The 17,161-nt window shown below is 67.3% G+C and carries 19 protein-coding genes and 1 pseudogene; 5 read left to right on the top strand and 15 right to left on the bottom strand.

Features of this window, described 5'->3' with window-relative positions:
* Positions 1-101: 101 nt before the first annotated feature.
* From JI745_RS06245 to JI745_RS06225, 5 genes are all read right to left on the bottom strand, one after another.
* Complete coding sequence (locus JI745_RS06245) at positions 102-350, bottom strand: hypothetical protein (protein ID WP_201804688.1); 249 nt, start codon at positions 348-350, stop codon at positions 102-104.
* 14 nt (positions 351-364) lie between these two features.
* The gene (locus tag JI745_RS06240) at positions 365-1,069 is read right to left on the bottom strand and encodes a hypothetical protein (RefSeq protein ID WP_201804687.1); all 705 of its coding nucleotides are present in this window, start codon (positions 1,067-1,069) and stop codon (positions 365-367) included.
* A gap of 1 nt (position 1,070) precedes the next feature.
* On the bottom strand, positions 1,071-1,505 hold the full coding sequence (locus JI745_RS06235) for a hypothetical protein (protein WP_201804686.1): 435 nt from the start codon (positions 1,503-1,505) through the stop codon (positions 1,071-1,073).
* A 44-nt stretch (positions 1,506-1,549) separates the two neighbouring features.
* Positions 1,550-3,004, bottom strand: a complete 1,455-nt coding sequence (locus JI745_RS06230; RefSeq protein WP_236674919.1) for a M20 family peptidase — start codon at positions 3,002-3,004, stop codon at positions 1,550-1,552.
* 114 nt (positions 3,005-3,118) lie between these two features.
* Entirely contained in the window at positions 3,119-4,084 is a 966-nt protein-coding gene (locus JI745_RS06225) for a LysR family transcriptional regulator (protein ID WP_201804685.1), read from the bottom strand.
* 90 nt (positions 4,085-4,174) lie between these two features.
* Here JI745_RS06225 and JI745_RS06220 point away from each other — a divergent pair, with 90 nt between their 5' ends.
* Both JI745_RS06220 and JI745_RS26720 read left to right on the top strand, forming a co-directional pair.
* Positions 4,175-4,717: a nuclear transport factor 2 family protein gene (locus JI745_RS06220; RefSeq protein ID WP_201804683.1), complete on the top strand. Its 543-nt coding sequence runs from the start codon at positions 4,175-4,177 to the stop codon at positions 4,715-4,717.
* Positions 4,714-5,586, top strand: coding sequence for an AraC family transcriptional regulator (locus JI745_RS26720; protein WP_201804682.1), 873 nt, complete (start codon positions 4,714-4,716; stop codon positions 5,584-5,586). Before JI745_RS06220 ends, JI745_RS26720 begins: the two co-directional genes overlap by 4 nt.
* Here the strand turns inward: JI745_RS26720 and JI745_RS06210 are convergent.
* From JI745_RS06210 to JI745_RS06200, 3 genes are read right to left on the bottom strand one after another with little or no spacing between them, the layout of a single operon-like run.
* Entirely contained in the window at positions 5,577-7,283 is a 1,707-nt protein-coding gene (locus tag JI745_RS06210; protein WP_201804680.1) for an AMP-binding protein, read from the bottom strand. The genes JI745_RS26720 and JI745_RS06210 overlap by 10 nt on opposite strands.
* The gene (locus JI745_RS06205; RefSeq protein WP_201804678.1) at positions 7,280-7,837 is read right to left on the bottom strand and encodes a hypothetical protein; all 558 of its coding nucleotides are present in this window, start codon (positions 7,835-7,837) and stop codon (positions 7,280-7,282) included. Before JI745_RS06205 ends, JI745_RS06210 begins: the two co-directional genes overlap by 4 nt.
* A gap of 26 nt (positions 7,838-7,863) precedes the next feature.
* Positions 7,864-9,222, bottom strand: a complete 1,359-nt coding sequence (locus JI745_RS06200; RefSeq protein ID WP_201804677.1) for a TIGR03118 family protein — start codon at positions 9,220-9,222, stop codon at positions 7,864-7,866.
* A 303-nt stretch (positions 9,223-9,525) separates the two neighbouring features.
* Between JI745_RS06200 and JI745_RS06195 the strand changes: the two genes are divergently transcribed.
* On the top strand, positions 9,526-10,404 hold the full coding sequence (locus tag JI745_RS06195; RefSeq protein ID WP_201804675.1) for an AraC family transcriptional regulator: 879 nt from the start codon (positions 9,526-9,528) through the stop codon (positions 10,402-10,404).
* Positions 10,405-10,417: 13 nt separating this feature from the next.
* Here JI745_RS06195 and JI745_RS06190 read toward each other — a convergent pair whose 3' ends face one another.
* On the bottom strand, positions 10,418-11,494 hold the full coding sequence (locus JI745_RS06190; protein ID WP_201804674.1) for an alpha/beta fold hydrolase: 1,077 nt from the start codon (positions 11,492-11,494) through the stop codon (positions 10,418-10,420).
* 133 nt (positions 11,495-11,627) lie between these two features.
* Here JI745_RS06190 and JI745_RS06185 point away from each other — a divergent pair, with 133 nt between their 5' ends.
* Positions 11,628-12,131: a GNAT family N-acetyltransferase gene (locus JI745_RS06185; RefSeq protein ID WP_201804672.1), complete on the top strand. Its 504-nt coding sequence runs from the start codon at positions 11,628-11,630 to the stop codon at positions 12,129-12,131.
* A 32-nt stretch (positions 12,132-12,163) separates the two neighbouring features.
* Here JI745_RS06185 and JI745_RS06180 read toward each other — a convergent pair whose 3' ends face one another.
* The 5 genes and pseudogenes from JI745_RS06180 to JI745_RS06160 form a co-directional block, all read right to left on the bottom strand.
* Positions 12,164-13,009: an AraC family transcriptional regulator gene (locus JI745_RS06180; protein ID WP_201804670.1), complete on the bottom strand. Its 846-nt coding sequence runs from the start codon at positions 13,007-13,009 to the stop codon at positions 12,164-12,166.
* Positions 13,006-13,512 carry an SRPBCC family protein gene (locus JI745_RS06175; protein ID WP_236674918.1) on the bottom strand — a complete coding sequence of 169 codons (507 nt, stop codon included), beginning with the start codon at positions 13,510-13,512 and terminating at the stop codon, positions 13,006-13,008. Before JI745_RS06175 ends, JI745_RS06180 begins: the two co-directional genes overlap by 4 nt.
* A gap of 149 nt (positions 13,513-13,661) precedes the next feature.
* Positions 13,662-14,138 carry a cupin domain-containing protein gene (locus JI745_RS06170; protein WP_236674917.1) on the bottom strand — a complete coding sequence of 159 codons (477 nt, stop codon included), beginning with the start codon at positions 14,136-14,138 and terminating at the stop codon, positions 13,662-13,664.
* A gap of 25 nt (positions 14,139-14,163) precedes the next feature.
* The gene (locus tag JI745_RS06165) at positions 14,164-15,087 is read right to left on the bottom strand and encodes a c-type cytochrome (RefSeq protein WP_201804666.1); all 924 of its coding nucleotides are present in this window, start codon (positions 15,085-15,087) and stop codon (positions 14,164-14,166) included.
* Positions 15,088-15,244: 157 nt separating this feature from the next.
* A pseudogene (locus JI745_RS06160) lies at positions 15,245-15,588 on the bottom strand (IS630 family transposase); the annotation flags it as partial.
* A 71-nt stretch (positions 15,589-15,659) separates the two neighbouring features.
* Here JI745_RS06160 and JI745_RS06155 point away from each other — a divergent pair.
* Positions 15,660-16,061, top strand: coding sequence for a helix-turn-helix domain-containing protein (locus JI745_RS06155; protein WP_201804662.1), 402 nt, complete (start codon positions 15,660-15,662; stop codon positions 16,059-16,061).
* On the opposite strand, the gene JI745_RS06150 is transcribed toward JI745_RS06155, so the two are convergent.
* Positions 16,008-17,114 (bottom strand): LysR substrate-binding domain-containing protein, encoded by a 1,107-nt coding sequence (locus JI745_RS06150; RefSeq protein ID WP_201804660.1) that lies wholly within the window; start codon positions 17,112-17,114, stop codon positions 16,008-16,010. The genes JI745_RS06155 and JI745_RS06150 overlap by 54 nt on opposite strands.
* Between the last annotated feature and the right edge of the window lie 47 nt (positions 17,115-17,161).

Raw genomic sequence — 17,161 nt, 5'->3', positions numbered from 1 at the left:
TTCCACCGCGACTCGTTGAGGGACTGCTCACGTCGGAAGCAGTCGCTCAGTCGCCATGCTGGAACGACAGCAATCGCTGCAAATCCGACGCGGGGATGGACTCAGAACCACCGTGCCTCGTCGGACTGGCGGGCCTCCAGTCTTTTCAGTCGGTCCTCGTAGTCCTTCATGTCCACTGATGCGGACAGGAAGGCGTCGCGGCGCGCGTCGTCACTCCTGAGCACCGCGCGGGCGACAACGTCGATGTTGGACAGCAGGAAATCCCGCAAGCGCCCGCGGAGCCTCTTGTCCGCCACGGGCCTCGCAGGCAAAGGGTTGGTTCGAGGATCGGGCTGGATGGTGAACGTCATGTGACCTCCTGGGCTCAGGCGGCGAGCGCCTGCGTGTTCTCGGCCAGCGCGTAGGAGAGAAGCTCCTGTGTCCACGCGCTGAACCACGCGAAGACCTTGTCGGCGCATGCAATCGCCTGGACCACGTCTTCCGCGCTCAGCTCGATCGTGGCCAGTTCGGCGTGGTCGTTGTTCATCGCATGCCCCGATTCGAGCGCGAAGTGGAACTCGCCGCAGTAGCGAAGCTCGACGCCGGTGTCCTGCTGGATGCGCTGCGCGAGCTTCGTCGTCAAGGCAAAGAGCACGTTCCCGGTCTCTTCGATCGCCTCGATGATGGCCAGGCGCACCACCGGCTTGGCGCTCCAGATGAGGTGGGCCAGGCGGTGCGACAGCAGGCGACTCTGGATGGTGGCATCGCTGTACAGGAAGCGGATCGTGTCCACCGGGCGCCAGCCAGTGCGGTTGTGGCCGAGCTTGTTCCAGTCTTCGAGGTACCACGGCCAGTGGTGATCGTCTTCGTAGGTGTGGGCGTTGATCATCGCCAGGTGCGGGTCGGCGGTCGGCTCCACCCGCAACACGTGGCGGTTCAGGTCGCCGAAGCTCATGATGAACGGCGCCATGCAGGGGAAGAAGCTCAGTCGCTCCTGCGGCGTGAAGGACTCGTTGCGCAGGTAATCGAAGAACGGCAGCGTGGCGTAGTCGCGCTTGAGGCGGAAGATGTGCTTGAGGACGGTTTTCATGTCAGTGAGGGGCGGTTTGCTGGAAGGAATGGAGGTGCGACGCGCTGGTGTTCGACCCGTGCTTGGGAGACGGACGCATGCGCAGCAGCACGTTGAGGGCGAAGAGCAGGATGCCCAGCGAGGCGACCATCGCGCCGGTGCCCAGCGCCGGGACGAACTGCTTGCCCTGCAGCACATAGCCGGTGAAGCCGCCCATGAAGACGACGAGCCCGACGTTGTGCAGCCACAGGTGGGCGCGTGGCAGCCAGCCTTCTGCCAGCTCGGGGTACACGCGGTAGAGCACGCCGATCAGCGCCAGCGAGAGCCAGCCCAGCAAGGCGATGTGCACGTGCACGTGCTTGAGCCGGAAGTCCTGCTGCATGCCCATGTAGTTGCCGAGGAAGACCGCCACGAGGAAATAGACGACGGAAAGCTTGATCAGGGTCCTGGAAATCATGATGAGGTCGGAGTGGTGTTGAAGGAGTCGGAAGCCGCGCGCGCTCAGGACGCTTGCAGCAGGCGGTGATAGAAGCGCACCATGTCGTGGTAGCCCTTCACCGACACCCGCTCGTCGGTGCCGTGGAAGCGCGTGGTGTCGGCTGGTGTCACCCGCAGCGGGGTGAACCGGTAGGTGCTGTCGGCGAGATCCCAGTAGTGCTTGGAATCGGTGCCGCCGATCACGAGGCCGGGTGCCACGATGGCGTCTGGGAACACGTCGCGGATGCTGCGCTCGATGCGCGCGAAGCTCGGCAAGCCGGTGTCGGACACGGTCGAGGGCGCGGCCGAGCCCGGGTCCAGGCTCACCTCGATGGCGTTGTCGCCCACGAGCGAGGCGATACGCTGCGACACCGCGGTCGCGGTGTCGCCGGGCAGCGTGCGGGCGTTGATGACCGCTTCCACCACACCGGGCAGCACGTTCTCCTTGTCTCCAGCATGGAACATGGTGGCGGCCGTGGTGGTGCGGATCATGGCGTTGGTGAGCGGTGTGTCGGCCAGCCTCGCCGACACCAGCGGGCCGGTGAGCCAGAGGTTCGACAGAAGCACCCGTTGCAACGCGCCCGAGTGCGGGGCGATCGCCTCGAACATCTGCGCCACCACGCCGTCGATGCGCGCGGGCAACGGCTCGCGGTTGATGCGCGTGATCGCGGCTGCCATGCGGTCGATGGCCGTCTGCGGCGGCGGCATCGACGAATGCCCGGAGTCCGTGCGCAGCCGCAGCCGCACCGTGGCATAGCCCTTTTCTGCCACGCCCACGAGCGCCACCGGCACCTGTGGGCCACGGATGACACCTTCGCTGATGATGAGCCCCTCGTCGAGCGCGTAGTCGAAGCGCACGCCGCGCTCGCGGAAGAGTCCGGCGATGGTGCGTGCTCCACGCAGGCCGGTCACCTCTTCGTCATGGCCGTACGCCAGGTAGACCGTCTGCTGCGGCTGCCAGCCCGCCGCCAGCAGCATCTCGATCGCTTCCATCTGCGCCAGGATGTGGCTCTTGTTGTCCCAGGTGCCGCGGCCCCACACGTGGCCGTCCTTCACCTCGCCGGCAAAGGGCGCTGCCTGCCATTGGCCCTCGGTGCCGGGTGACACGGGCACCACGTCCTGGTGCGCGATCCACAGCACCGGCTTGGCGGAGGGGTCCCGGCCTGACCAGGTGTAGAGCAGGGCGTGGTCGGCCACGATCTCGCGGCGCAAGGAGGCATGCAGGCGCGGGAACGAGGCCTGCAGGTGGTCCCTGAACCCCTTGAACTCGGCGGCGTTGGCGTTCGGGTCGTCGGCCTGCGCGATGGTCCTGAAGCGGATGCTGCCCGCGAAGCGCGCGATGGCCTGTGCGTCGATCTGGACGGGCGCGACAGAACTCGGCTCCGCATGGCGGGGCCCGAGCCACGCGGCTCGAACGACGAGCGTGGCGGCGAACGAGGCGACCAGCGCACAGGCCGCGGCGATCGGGTAGAGCTTCATGGTCTTCGGCAACAGGAATGAAAGTGAAGACGCGATTCTTCGAAGCGAAGGCGCCTGCGTCTTGCACATTTGCGACGAGTTGTCCGGATGGCCGTCGCGGCCACGCCTGCGGTTTCAGCGCGAGAGTCGTGCCGCGGGCCCAGCCGCGGATTCCTCAAGCCGGTTTACGAACCACGCGATGCCGGCGTCCATCAGCGCCACCTCGGGCGTGACGATGTTGAGCCGGAACTGGCCGAGCGGCGTGGGCGAGTCCACCACGACGATGCCGAACCGATCGGCGTAGGCCGCGGCGAAGCGCGCGGGCAGCGCGCAGACCAGGTCGGTGTCGGCAATGACGGCCAGGGCGAACACGAAATTCGGCACCGTGAGCGCCACGCGCCGAGACAGTCCCGAGCGGGCCAGCACCTCGTCGACGAAGCCGTGCGGATCACCGGTCAGGGACACGACCAGATGCTCGGCCGCGCAGTAGCGCTCCAGCGTGAGCTTGCGCCGCAGCGGATGGCCGGCGCGCATCGCGAGCACGAAGCATTCTTCGTAGAGCAGCCGCGTCGCGAAACGCAGGGGCACTTCGCTGGTCGGCACCACGGCGGCGTCCATCGCGCGCGATTCGAGGGCCAAGAATGCAGCCTGCCACGCGCGGTCGGGCGAGGGCTCTCCTGCCGTTGGCAACAGCTGGCGCACGGCGATGTCGATGTGGGGCGCCGAGGCGCGCACGCTGGCGAGCAGCCGCGGCAGGAAGACGGCCGACACCCCGTCGGGGGCCCCGACCGTGAAGCGCCGCGTGGCGGTCGCCGGATCGAACGGGCCGGCGCTCAACACGACGGAGCGCACGCGCGCCAGCACATCGGTGATGGCCGGCGCGAGCACGAGTGCCCGCGCGCTGGGCACCACGCCCTTGGGCGTCTTGAGGAAGACCGGGTCGTTCAGCAGCCTGCGCAGGCGGCCGAGCCCGTGGCTGACTGCGGATGCGCTGATGTTGAGCCGATCCGCGGCGCGGCCCACGTGCAGCTCGCGCAGCACCGCCTCGAACAGCACGAGCAGGTTCAGGTCGACGCGGGACAGATCACTTTCATTCAGCATATTCGTGAAATCGTATCAGTTGATTCATGAGGCGGCCATGGCCATGCTTGCGGCCTTCCAGCGTTTTGCTGTCTTTTTGGAGCCCATCTCATGTCACCAGTCCGCCGTCTTCTTCTCGCCGCTGCAGGCGAGCCCATCGTGGCCGCGCTCGGCGCCGCCTTCACGCCCGCTGCCGCCAGTGCTGCCCCTTCGACCGTCGATGCGCTGGTGCGCAACGCCGAGCAGGGGCACCAGGCGCTCATGCAGGGCGACATCGAGCGCTACCAGTCCTTCCTGCAGCTCAGTGACGACTTCACGCTGATGGCGCCCTTCGGCGGGCCGCCCACCCGTAGCGGCCACTACACGCCCGAGCAGTGGGCGGCGATCGGCCGCTTCTTCCGGCACGGGCGGGATTCGACGCTTGAGCTGATCCGCGCCTATGAAGCGGACGGGCTGGTCGTGCTGGTGGCCACCGAGCACTCGCACGTGGCGGTCGGTGCGGTGCCGGCTCAACCGTGGTCGCTGCGGGTCACGCTGGTGTTCCGCGAGGACGGCGGCCAGTGGCGGCTGGTGCACCGGCACGCCGATCCGCTGGTCGGTGCGATCAGCGTCGAGAAGGCCGGCGAGCTTGCCCGGGCCGGGGGCCGCCCGTGACAGCCGCGCGCGACGCATCACCCGTCGTCTCGTGCATCGACATCGACGTGCCGCACGGCACGCGCCACCAGGGACTGCCGTCCGATCTGTACGCGATCACCGTCTATTGCGACGACGAATTGCGCTGCTCCGAAGAGGGCGAGGACTTCGTGCCCGAAGTGACGGTGTCGGCGATGCGCACGCGCCCCGGCCAGTTCACCTCGAGCGGGCGCGGGCAGCTTGCCATCGCGTTGCTCGCGCCCGAGGCGATGACGGCCGTGTTGCGTGCGCCGTTGGAAGGGCTCGTCGACTGCCGCGTGCCGCTCGCGCAGCTTTGCGGGATGGGCGCGCAGCGTGGTTTGCGCGACCGGCTCAGAACGGCCGCGTCGACATCGGAGCGAGCACATCGCTTCCAGCACTGGATCGGAGAGCGCATGGGCGCACGATCGCCCCTGTCGCCGGCACAACGCAGGGTATCCCGCGCCACGCAGTTGATGGCGCAGCCGACCGCCGAGCTCACAACGGTGGCGTCGACGGTCGGTGCCAGCCTGCGGCAACTGGAACGCGATTTCGACCACTGGCTCGGCGTGTCTCCGTCGCATTTCATGCGGCTCACTCGTTTCCAGCGTGCGGTGAAGTCGATCGCCGAGGGCGGGTCGCTGGCCGACACCGCCATCGACTGCGGCTTCTCTGACCAGCCCCACCTCACGCGCAGCGTGCGCCGGCTCGGGGGCGAGACACCGCGCTTCTTCGGCCGAGACTCCAGTGCGCCACGCGCGGTGCTTGCCGACCGCTTGCTGATCAGCGGACCGCCGGGTGTGGTCTTCGGCAGCGCGGGGCCGACCGCTCGCGGCGAGGCGCACCTGGTCGCACGGGCCGCTCAGGCCTGAGCGGCCCAGATGACCGGCGCGTGCTGCGCCGACCACCCAGGCAGCTGCTGCGCATAGCGCGCCTCCACGCTGTGGCGCTTGACCTTGAGCGTCGGCGTGACCAGGCCGTCCTCCACCGTCCAGGGTCCGCCGACCACCACCAGCCGGTCCAGCCGTTCATGCGGGTCCAGTCGCTGGTTGAGCGCCGTGAGATGCCGATCGAGCGACTGCAGGAGGCGCTGCCGCCGCGTCGAGTCGGCGGCGCCGGACCAGGTCGCCTCGTTCAGGCTCAGGAGCCCGATGGGCTGCGCGAGGCCGCTGCCCACCACGACGCAGGCTTCCACGCTGTCATGCATCACCAGGCTGTCCTCGATGGGCGCGGGTGCCACGTACCTCCCCTTGCTGGTCTTGAAGAGGTCTTTTACGCGGCCGACGATCTTGAGCGCGCCGTCGTCGCGCATCAGCTGGCCCTTGTCGCCGGTGCGCAGCCACCCATCGGGTGTGAACGCTTCGGCTGTCTGCGCGGGTGCCTTGAAGTAGCCCTTCATCAGGCCGCCGCTGAGGAGCTGGATCTCGCCCGTCTCGGGGTCGAGACGCGACTGCACGCCGTCGACGGGCCAGCCGACCGTGCCGATGCGCTGGCGCAGCGGCAGGGTCGAGTGCGACAGGGCGCCGTTCTCCGTCATGCCGTACACGTCAGCGATGTAGAGACGCAGGTCACCGTACCAGCGCAGCAGCTCCGGCGGCATGGGCGCTGCACCGCCGATGGCGAAGATGCAGGCATCGAGGCCGAGCGCACGCAGGATCTTGCGGCGCACGACGACGCGCAGGCCGGGGATGCTCAGCAGCAGCTTCAGCTTGCGCCGCGGCACCTGCTGGAGGATGTTCTGCTGGAACTTGAGCCACAAGCGCGGCACCGAGAAGAACACGGTGGGGCGCGCACGCTGCAGGTCGGTGACGAAGGTGTCGAGCGAGTCGGCGAAGTACACACGCGCGCCGGTGGCGAGCTGCCCGTGCTCGACCATCGTGCGCTCGGCTGCATGAGCGAGCGGCAGGTAGCTGAACACACGGCCGTCGCGTTGGAGCGGCACGCGGCGGATGCCCGCTTGCGCCGCCCAGGCGAGCGTCCCGAAGGTGTGCATCACGCCCTTCGGCACGCCGGTCGTGCCCGAGGTATAGATGATGGTCGCGAGGTCGTCTGCAGGCCGCAGTGGATGCCCGGGGATGCGGGCGGTCGACTCGACGATGGTGTCCCACTGTGCAAAGTCGTTGGCCGGAGCCAACGGAAACGCGATGCACCGCAAGCCGCGCGGAATGCCGGTTTGCAGCAGGCCCCAGTCGTCGAGCTTGCCGACGAAGAGCAGGCGGGCTTCGCTGTGCTCGAGGATCTGCGCCATGCTCGAGGGTGCCAGGGTGGGGTAGAGCGGCACCGACACATGCCCCGCCATCCAGATGGCGTAGTCGGCGAGCAGCCAGTGCACGCAGTTCTTCGACAGGATGGCGATGCGGCTGCCCGGCGGCAGGCCCATCGTGCGCAGGTGCTGCGCGATGCGGCGGGCCTGGTCGATGGCGTCGCCCCAGGTGACTTCGCGCACCTCGCCAGCGAAGCCGGCGCCCATCGGCTGCACGAACGCAACGCGGTCGGTTTCGACGCTTTCGAAGTGGTACAGGCGCGCCAGCGCCAGGTGGTGGTTGGAGACGGTGAAGTCGGTTGTCATGGGGTGAGGCGGCCGTGTTCCAGGGCACGCACGAGTTGGGGCCGGACGAAGAGCAATGCGCTCGACACGGCGACGGTCACCAGCAGCCCGTAGCCCGCCAGGAAGTCCGCGAGCGACAAGGCCGGCGAGACGATGCGCGCGACGCCCATGAACGCGGCGTACAGCCAGCTCGCGCTGCTGGTGGCGCCCAGCACGACCGCGAGGCTCGCACCGCTGCGGTCATTCCCGCGCAGGGCCGGGAAGGCCCACACATGCAGCGCGAGCCCGTTGCAGGTGAGCGCGGTGACGACGAGCAGCTTGGCCGTCGGCTTCGGCGACGCCCACAGGCGTTCGAGATCGCTGCCGTACTCGAACGCCAGCAGCCCGAGGCCGGTGAGCCACAAGACAGCGAGTGCGGCGGTGAGCGTGCGGGCCGTGCGGCTCAGGCGCGCGAGGTCGAGGCCCCGCGCCTTGAGGAGGGCCAGGTCTTCGCGCAGCACTGCGGAGAAGGCCACGGCGAAGGCGGTGACGTGCCCGTACAGCACGCCTTGGTGGAGCAGGAGAGAGGCGTCCATGATGTGTGTGCGGGCCCGCCAATGCCTCAGTGGCAGAGCGAGATGCCGCCGATGTAGGGCAGCGTGCGCGGGTTGGCTTCGAGCTTGCCCACCAGGCCATCGGTCTCGCGGTTCGGGCCGGCAGCGAAGTACATGTGGTTCGCTTCGCCGAGGCTCGCGCCGTTGCCGAACTGCAGGCCCCACAGGCCGTCGAGCACCACGCGGCGGCCGCGGTCGTCGCGCACGTAGTCGATCGCGACCTTGTAGCGCGGGTGAAAGGCCACCACCGTGCCGTCCCCAAAGTTGCCCACCAGGAGGCAGTTCGAGTACAGGCCGTAGTTCTGCGGCGCCATCGCCACGCCCCACGGGTAGTTCAAGAGGCCCCGCCCGGCCCACTTGGCCACCAGCCGGCCCTGCGCGTCGAACTCGGCCAGACGGCCTTCGGCTGGCAGGGGCGAGGTGCCCGGCGGCACGTGGCGGCCGTACATCGCGAAGATGCTCTGGCCGAGCGTCTGCACGTTGAAGGCCTCGAAGCCACCGGGCTGCGCACCAGCCTTGCGGAACGGGTTCTCCATCGGTGCCTGCTCGGCGAAGGCGCCGTTGTAGACGCGCAGCTCGGCCTCGGCGCCGAAGTCGGCGACGAGCAGGCGCTCGGCACCTGGCGCGACGGTCACGCCGATGAAGCTCGAGTGGCGGGCGGTGCCGTCGATCACGGGCACGGAGTCAAGCGGGTGGTCGAAGCCGCCACCGGCGCGCGGGCGCTCGGTCCATGCGGTCACGGTGCCGCTAAGGTTGGCGAAGAAGAACTTGGTCGGCGCGGTGATGGCGCCGTTGGCATGTTCCTGGGTGATGACAAAGTTCGACCCCGGGTTGAACGCCGTGCCGCTCGACGGGCCCAGGGTGTCGATGACCTTGAGCTCATCCTGGAACAGCGGCACGCCGCCCACGTCGCCCACGTACTGGATCGATTTGCCGCTGCCCGCCGAGGCAAACCAGAAGTGGCCGCCGAAGCCCGCGGGCCGGATGGCGATTCCCCAGGGGTTGATGAGGTCCGGGTCGACGATCTGCGCGTTGTACTCGGGCCGGTTGGCCACGAGGTTCGTCTGTGCCACGCCGGGGAACCAGCCGTGTGCTGGCGCGCCGGCCGGGCTGTCGGTCGGTGGTGTGTCGGGGGCGTTGACGGTTGCCACGCCGCGGGCACGCAGCTGTGCATCGACGTCGCTGGTGAGAGACGACAGGGCGGCCAGCGTCGCCGCATCGGCCTGGTCCTCGGCGGGCGCGGCAGGCGCAGCGTCGTCGTCGTTGCCGCCGCAGGCCGCCAACAGGGCGATGGCCGCGGCGAGCGCGGTGGCGCGCAGGGTGATGACGAGCGGGTGGCGCTCGGGATAGGAAAGGGAGCTGTCCATGGTGTCTCGATGAGCTTCAGGGGTTGAGGAAGACCGAAGTTTCCGGACGCAGGCCGCGCAGGTCTTGCAGATTTCCGACGCATTCATGTCGCAAAGATCCAAGACATCGAGAGGCGGCTCGCTCACGATCGCGCTCGGGCCTGCGGGCCCTGGCCGGGACATTCCGGTCATCGCGCGCGGCGCGTCGCGCCTGCGGCGGGCCCTGGCCGGGACATTCCGCCCTGTCCCCGCGCGCGTCCGCCACCCAGACTCACGCCTCGATGGGCGTCGTCAAAGGAAGCACAGATGCATCAGCAGAACAGCTTGAACACCGCAGGAGCGGACGTGGCCGACGGCGCGCGCGGCGCCGTGCGCTCGCACGCGATCGAAGTCACCGGTGCATTGCGGCCCTACGTGAGCGCCCTGATGGCCGCCGAGATGAGCGCCACCGGGCCGATGCCGCTCGCCATCGCACCGCACGAGTCGATGATGCTCAGCGTGCAGATGGGGATCGACTCGCAGGTGGAGCAGAAGGGCCGGCTTGGCGAGAACACGGCGCTCACAGGCATCCGCCAGTGGACGGGCACGTTCGTCGGCGCTGGGAATTGCATCACCCTCTTTGCCCTGCTCACGCCGCTCGGCCTCGTGCACCTGCTCGAAAGCCGCCAGGTCGACAAGATACCCCGCATCCGCGCGCCGGTGGCCGCGCTGCTCGATGGGTTCATCACGCGCGGGCTGGAGTCGGACGTCGCGGTGGCGCCAACGCTTCAAGACAAGCTTCAGGCATTCGGCAGCTGGCTCGAGGAGCGCGCCACGGCGCACCGCCAGCAATCCACGGCCGCGCTGCGCGCTGCACGGGCGGCGATGCGCATCTGCGCCGAGCCCGAGGCGGCCATTGAGTCGCTGGCCGATGAGCAGCATGTGTCCCGTCGCCAGCTCGAGCGAGACTTCGGCCAGTGGATCGGTACCTCGCCGCGGCACCTGTCACAGGTGGCGCGCCTGCAGGCCGTGTCTCGCCGGGCCCAGGCCGGGGCGAGCCTCGCCGACATCGCCGCCGACCTCGGCTTCGCCGACCAGGCGCACATGTCACGCGTGGTGCGCCAGCTCACCGGACTCACGCCACGCAGTTTCGTGAAGTCACGCCAGTCGCCGATGGCCACGACGTGGCGGCGCGCCACTGCCGGCGGCACGGTCTACCTGTGAGCGCGGCGCTGCATCAGCCCGAGGCCGCGCCGAAGCCGGCGTCCCGCGCCTTGACGATCGCCTGCGAACGGTTTTCGACTTCGAGTTGGGCGAGGAGCCGGCTCACATGGTTGCGCACGGTCTTGTCGCTCAGCGATAGCGCTGCGGCGATCTGCGCGTTGTCGCGCCCTTGGGCCAGCAGCTCGAGCAGCTCACGTTGCCGCGGCGTGAGCCCCGCGAACGCGCCGGCCTGGCCGCCCATTGCGTGCCGGGCAACAAAGCGGCTCACCTGGTCGATCCAGTGCTTCCAGCCGGGCTCGTCGCCCAGCAGGAGGTGGTTGCCGCTGTCGATGGGCACGAGTTGCGCGCCTGGAATGGCGCTGGCCAGGAGACGGCTTTCCTCGAAAGGCTGGCGCACGTCGCGCCGGCTGTGCAGCACGAGCGTGGGGCAACGCACCTGCCCCAGCAGCGCCGTCACGTCGATGCGCGCGAACTCGTTCATGAAGCGCGCAGCGTTCTGCGGCGAGGTAGAAATGCGCTCCAGCTCGTTGAACCACTGGTGCTGCTCGGCGGTGCCACCGGGGATGAACTGGCTGGTGAAGAACTGGCGGAACGACGCGTCGGCCTTGCCCCAGCCGAGTTCGGCCAGCTTGGTCATCGTCTGGACTTCTTCGCGGTCCTGGTCGGTGTCGCTGCGAACGAGGCGACCCCGCGCGTAGCCGCCATGGAGCACGAGAAGCGACACCCGCTCCGGGTGGCGCACGGCATAGGCGATGGCGATCGATGCACCCTGCGAGATGCCGAGCAACCCGAACCGTTCGCTGCCGCAGGCATCGGCCACCGTTTCCAGGTCGCGGACCCAGCTCTCGAAGGAGAGGTCGTCGACCGACCAATCCGACAGTCCGCACCCGCGTTCGTCGTAGCGCACGTAGGTGCATTGGCGAGACAGGTCGCGCAGCAGGTGGCTCCATACCGGGCTTTCCCAGTCGTACTCGAGGTGCGACAGCCAGGTGGCCGCCTTGATCAGCGTGGGGCCCGAGCCTGTCGACGAGTACGCGAGTCGCACCCCGTCGTGGCTGCGCGCGAAGCGGATCTGTGGCGACAGGCTCATCGTGGCAATACCTTGGCGATCAAAGGGTTTGCGAAGCCTCCATTGTTGCGTGTCGAGAACGAGCGCTGGCGAATGCCTTGGCTAAAGTGCCAGTCAGGGCAATCACGCTCTCGTAGGTCAGAAACATCACACCATGCAGATACGCCCGTTTTGCACCGGAGATGAACCCGCGCTGCTGGCTGTGTTTCGCTCCGCAGTCCATGGACTTGCGAGCAGAAGCTACACGCGTGAACAACTGAACGCCTGGGCTCCTCAGACGATCGATCAATCGCTGTGGACGAATCGCATGCAGGGGATTCAGCCCTTCATTGTGGAAGTGTCGGGCCAGATCGTGGCGTATGCGGACGTTCAGACTTCCGGCTACATCGACCACTTCTTCGTCTCAGCCGAGCATGCAGGGCAAGGCATCGGCAGCTTCCTGATGGAGCATCTCATCAAGGTCGCGAATGGGCGCGCAACCCCTTGGCTGGCGTCAGATGTCAGCCTGACCGCGCAGCCGTTCTTTGGAAAGTTCGGCTTTGCAATCGTTGAGCAGCGCTTTCCAGTGCTTCGCGGCATCGTGGTTCCGAACGCCCTGATGCGAAAACAGCTGACGGCTGATCCTTGTATCGATGGAGCGCGCGCCGTCCAGTTTTGATACCTAGGCCATCCGTGCGGGTGACGCGTGCGCTATGCGAAGACTCGCGCATGCGTCGTCATCGCCTGTCGAAAGGTTGCAGACACCGGACCTGTAGCAGCCCGAAGAAGTTGTTGAGGCGTCATGCCAGAAAACCTCTTCACCGCCCTGTTCATGTGCGCCTGGTCGGCAAACCCGGCTTCCAACGCCGCACCCAGGAGAGTCTCCTCTCTGCCAGCCACTTGGAGAAGACGCTGGAATTGCGCCGTGAGGGCGTACTGTTTCGGCGGCACGTTGAACCACCGCTGCATGTCTCGCTCCAGTTGGCGCTGCGAGACGGCTTGTCGCTGCGCGGCGTCGCCTACTTTCGTGCTGGGTGCCAGCGATAGCTCGGAAGACACCCTGGCGACCCGCCACGCCGCCTGAGGAATCACGCATCGGCGACTCAGTCGGCTCTCCAGCCAGCGAGCAAATTCCGCCAAGGCTAGCTCCACCGAAGGCTGCGCGCACACGGCACGCTCCAACGAGCGGGCAACGTCGAGGGTCGTCACACGGCTCAGCGTGACGCAGGGATCGAGTCCGTCCATGGGGGCACCGCCAAGAAGCGCCACGGCTCCCGGCGGCGTCAACACTGCGAACAAGGTCAGGAAGTCGCCTCCGACCGAGTGGCAAGCGGGCGCCTGTCGGATGCCGGTGAAGAAGCTCCGCTCGCCTGTGGCGCGGTCGAGCTCGGGATCGCCCCATAGATGGACGTGCAACAGGAGCGCATCACATGGCAGCGCGTGCAACGATTCCACCGGCACGCCTGATCCGCGCAGAGCGAAAACTTTCGTGACCAGTTCACGCATCGTGGTGGTCGCGGGGACATGTTGAACGATCTCGAGGAATGAAGCTTTCATGGTGAATTCGACCCGACGGGTACCTCCAGGTGAGCCTTGAGTGAATCCAGATAGCCCGCGACCTTGCGCTGCGTCCACCACTCCAGCACGGGCCGAAACGCCCTGAAAAGAAAGACGTCGGTGACGTCCGCCGTCAGCTGGTAGGTGAAGCGGGCGCCGTCTGCAACCGGTTCGACCGCTCGCGCCGTCACGACCGGCGTCAGACCGGTGACAGTGTGCCTCGCCATGCGCTCACCCGGCACGAACTCGGTGATCTCGGTCGTGGTCTCGAGTTGTTTGCCAAGTACCTTGGCAACCTCGAGCGTGCGCGTGCCCACCCGGTGAGGCGGTGCTGTCAGGTTCTTCATGCTGACGACTTCGCTGCGCCAATGCACGTCGTTCTCGGCGTCGGATACGAAGGCAAAGACTTCAGACGGGGGCCGATGGATGACGATCGAAGCCTGCACATTCACGTAGGAGCGGACGGGGGCCTCTGTGGTCGCGGCTTCGGGCGCTGCTGCCATGCAACGGAGCGAGGCAAGTCCGAACAAGAGAATCTGTAGGGAGCGGCGGAGCATGATGGTGACAAGGAGTTGATGACGCGCTTGATTCTTCCGTCGTGTGGAGAAATGGTCTTGTATGAACTCGCCATCGGATTGTTCAGCACGCTGACTCAGGTGTACGGGGTGCCGTCCTTGCGCGTGAAGCGCCACCGCTGGTCCACCAGCACCGCCTGGATGTCGTCATCGGGGTAGGTCACCTCGTCGCCTAGCGTCCGGTCCCCGATTTCGAGGTACAAGACTTCTTCGAGGGTCTCGTTGACCAATCGGTGAGCGTCGCCTGTTCCATGCGCGAAGCCGGCGCACATGCCGGGTGAGAGCGACGTCATCCCCGCGTCGGTATGCAGTGTCGGGTGGCCTCGGAGGATGTAGATGAACTCATCCTGACGCGTGTGGGCATGGCGCAGTGCGGAAGACGCGCCTGGTGCAAGGTGCGTCAGGTTCACGCCGAAGTTCTTCAAGCCGAACAGGTCACCCAGCGGCTTCTTCAGGCGGCCCGCCATGCGGGAGGCAAACGGCTCGGGATAGTTTGAGGGTTTGGTGCGTGGCGCGGTGTCGGTCCCCAGCAGTGCGATCGGAACGGCGTTCATGGCGTTGGCAGTCATTGGGGGTGCTTCACGATTTCGGACGCCTATTCTGAGCCGATGAAGACACCGAGGTTGCTGCAGCTTGCGTCGACTTGAAGTACAGATAGATGGCCTCCAGGTCGACGTCGTTCAGGTGCTGGTTCGTGGGCATCGCTTCGTTGGTCTTCGTGCCGTCGGGTCGCGCTCCGGTGCGCAGCAAGGTCTTGAACTGCTCTGCCGTTGCATAGCGGGCGATCACGCTGCCGGGACCTGTGAGTTGAGCGGCAGGCGGCCAGTGCGGCGGGGCGCCCGCAATCGAGCCGCCCTTCAGTTCGACGCCGTGACAGCCCACGCATGCCTGCGCGACATAGCGGCCATGCTCCGTCGTGATGCCGACAGGGATCGGCTGAGAGGGTGGTAACGAGTGGTCGATCTTCTCGGCCGAATCCTTCATCACGCCGGCACCGTGGATCAGCCTCACGATCAGGGGCAGTCGAATGATGGCGCCGTTGCCGTCCTTCGCTGGCAGCGAGCGGACATACGCCACCAAGCTGGCCAGGTCGCGGTCGCTGAGGCGGTTGAAGTCTTCGCTGGGCATGATGAAGACCGGGCGCCCGCTTGGTTTGACTCCGTGGCGAATGGTGCGTACCCAATCCGTCTCGCTGTAGGAAGCCACTGCGCTGCCACGGCCCGTGGTCAGGTTGGAGCCGGCGAGGTACAGGCCGTTCGGCTCATTGATGAAAACGGCGCCGTCGCCGTCGCGGCCGTGGCACTCGATGCAGCGGGTCATGTACAGGTACTTGCCGCTCTCGAGTGCCTGCGCATCGGTTACATAGGGCACCGGAGCCACGGCAACAGCGACCACCCGATCCAGTTTGCGTTGGCTGTTGAGAAGCAAGCCGGCGGCTGCGACGGCGACACAGGCGGCCACCGCGCCGAGGGTACCGAGAGTCATCTTCAAGGGCTTCTTCATGAGGTGAAGTTTTTCCTTGAAGGCTGGCCACGTCTTGGATAAATGCGACACCCTTTGAGCATCAGCCCGAAAACCTCGCTATTAGTGTTGACTAGCGAGTCTCGGCGCTCGGCGCCCTGGCGCCTTAGACAGTGCCGCGGTGTGATCAAACTAACCCGCCTCCGCGAATGGCCTTGTCAGTGATCAAACAAGTGCTACAGGTTGGGATGAAGAGCATGTGCCAACGCGGCCGACTTGCCAGTCAGGCCTAGACGTTCGGGTGGCTGTGTGTCGCGTGGTTGTCGACTATCTATCGAACGCCCGGCTCGATGGGCACGGCCTCGTCGATCTCGCGCGGGAACGACAAAACCTCCTGATGTAGGTGCCGCGCCTTGCAGCTGACCAGCACCGCGCCGTTGAGCACGTTGAGCGCGCGAACGCCGTGGTGGTGCCGTGGTGCTTGTAGTGGTGCATGAGCCCTTCGAGGTATCTGAAGCGCATCGGCAGCATCGGCCCTGGGCGGCTGGCTCGAAGAGCGCGCCTCGGCCAATCGCCAGCGCTGGACCGCCGCGATGCGCGCGGCGCGTGCGGCCATGCGCCTCTGCCAGGCGCCGCGGGCGGCCATCGAGACGCTGGCCGACGAGCAGCACGTGTCGGGCCGCCAGCTCGAGCGCGACTTCGTCCAGTGGATCGGCACGTCGCCGCGGCACCTGTCGCAGGTGGTGCGCCTGCAGGCCATCTCGCGCAGGGCACAGCGGGGGGCGCCGCTCGCCGACATCGCGGCAGACCTCGGCTTCGCGGATCAGGCGCACATGTCTCGCGTGGTACGCCAGCTCACGGGTCTGACGCCGCGCAACTTCGTTCGCTCGGGTGTGTCTCGCCCTTGGCGGCAACGTGGCGCCGCGCCACTGCCGGCGGCACGGTGTACCTGTGAGGGGCGCTCAGCCCCCCCGGAAGCCGAATCCGGCGTCCCGCGCCTTGACGATGGCCTGTGACCGGTTCTCGACTTCGAGCTGCGTGAGGATGCGGCTGACGTGATTGCGGACGGTCTTGTCACTCAGCGAGAGTGTGGCGGCGATCTGCGCGTTGTCGCGGCCTTGGGCGAGCAGCTCGAGCAGCTCGCGCTGGCGCTGGGTCAGGGAGGCAAAGACCGGTGAGGCGTGGCCGGCAAGTTTCTCGCGCGCCTCTTCGAAAGTCTCGCGGGTGACGTCGATCACGAGCTTCACCGCTGCCGAGAGGCGCATCTCACGGCGGTAGACGAGCACCAGCTCACGCTTGACCAGTACCTCCGCCGTCAGGCGCACCAGGCTGGCAGCGCGGTCGCCCAGGTAGCACGGCAGCAGCGCCACTCCTGCGCCTTCGGCTGCAGCAGCGGCGATGTCGACCACTTCCGAGCCCCTCAACACGACGCGTGCCTGGCCGCAGCGGCTGTCCAGCCAGCGTGCGTTCGGCGTGTCGGCCAGTTGCTGGGCGAAGCCGATGACGTCGTGCCCATCGAGGTCGGTCGCTGAGGCGTTGGCTGGCCGCTTGGCAAGGTAGACCGGTGATGCATAGAGCGACCAGCCCACGCTGCAGAGCGGGCAGGCCACCAGGTCGGCGTCGTCCACGGGGCCGCCGCGAACGGCGAGGTCGGCCTCGCCCTGGGCCAGGTCGACCTTGCGAGCGCCACTTACGATGTCGAGTGCAATCGGTGGCTTCGACGCCCTCAGGCGGTCCAGCGGTGCCGTGAAGAACAGCGAGAAGCCCGACGGGACAGCCAGACGCACGCGCTCCTGCGCAGAGGCGGCCACATCGGCCACCGTGTTGGCGGCCAGCTCCACCTGGTGCGCGGCCAGCAGCACCTGTTCCCCGAGCGTGGTGAGCGCCAGCCCGTCGGGCTTGCGCAGCATCAGCCGGGCACCCAGCGCCGTTTCCAACGACGTGAGCCGCCGGCCGACCGTGGAATGCTCGACCCCAAGCATGCGGGCCGCACCGGCGAGGCTCAGGGTGCGGGCGGCCGCCAGGAAGTAGCGCAGGTCGTTCCAGTCGAAGCTTTTGGCCGGTGCCATCTCGGTGTCCTTGCATGTGCAGATCCGCACAGGGGTGTGCCGCATTC

Source organism: Piscinibacter sp. HJYY11 (assembly GCF_016735515.1).
Lineage (GTDB): Bacteria > Pseudomonadota > Gammaproteobacteria > Burkholderiales > Burkholderiaceae_C > Rhizobacter.
This window is presented reverse-complemented; position numbering and strand designations above follow the sequence as displayed.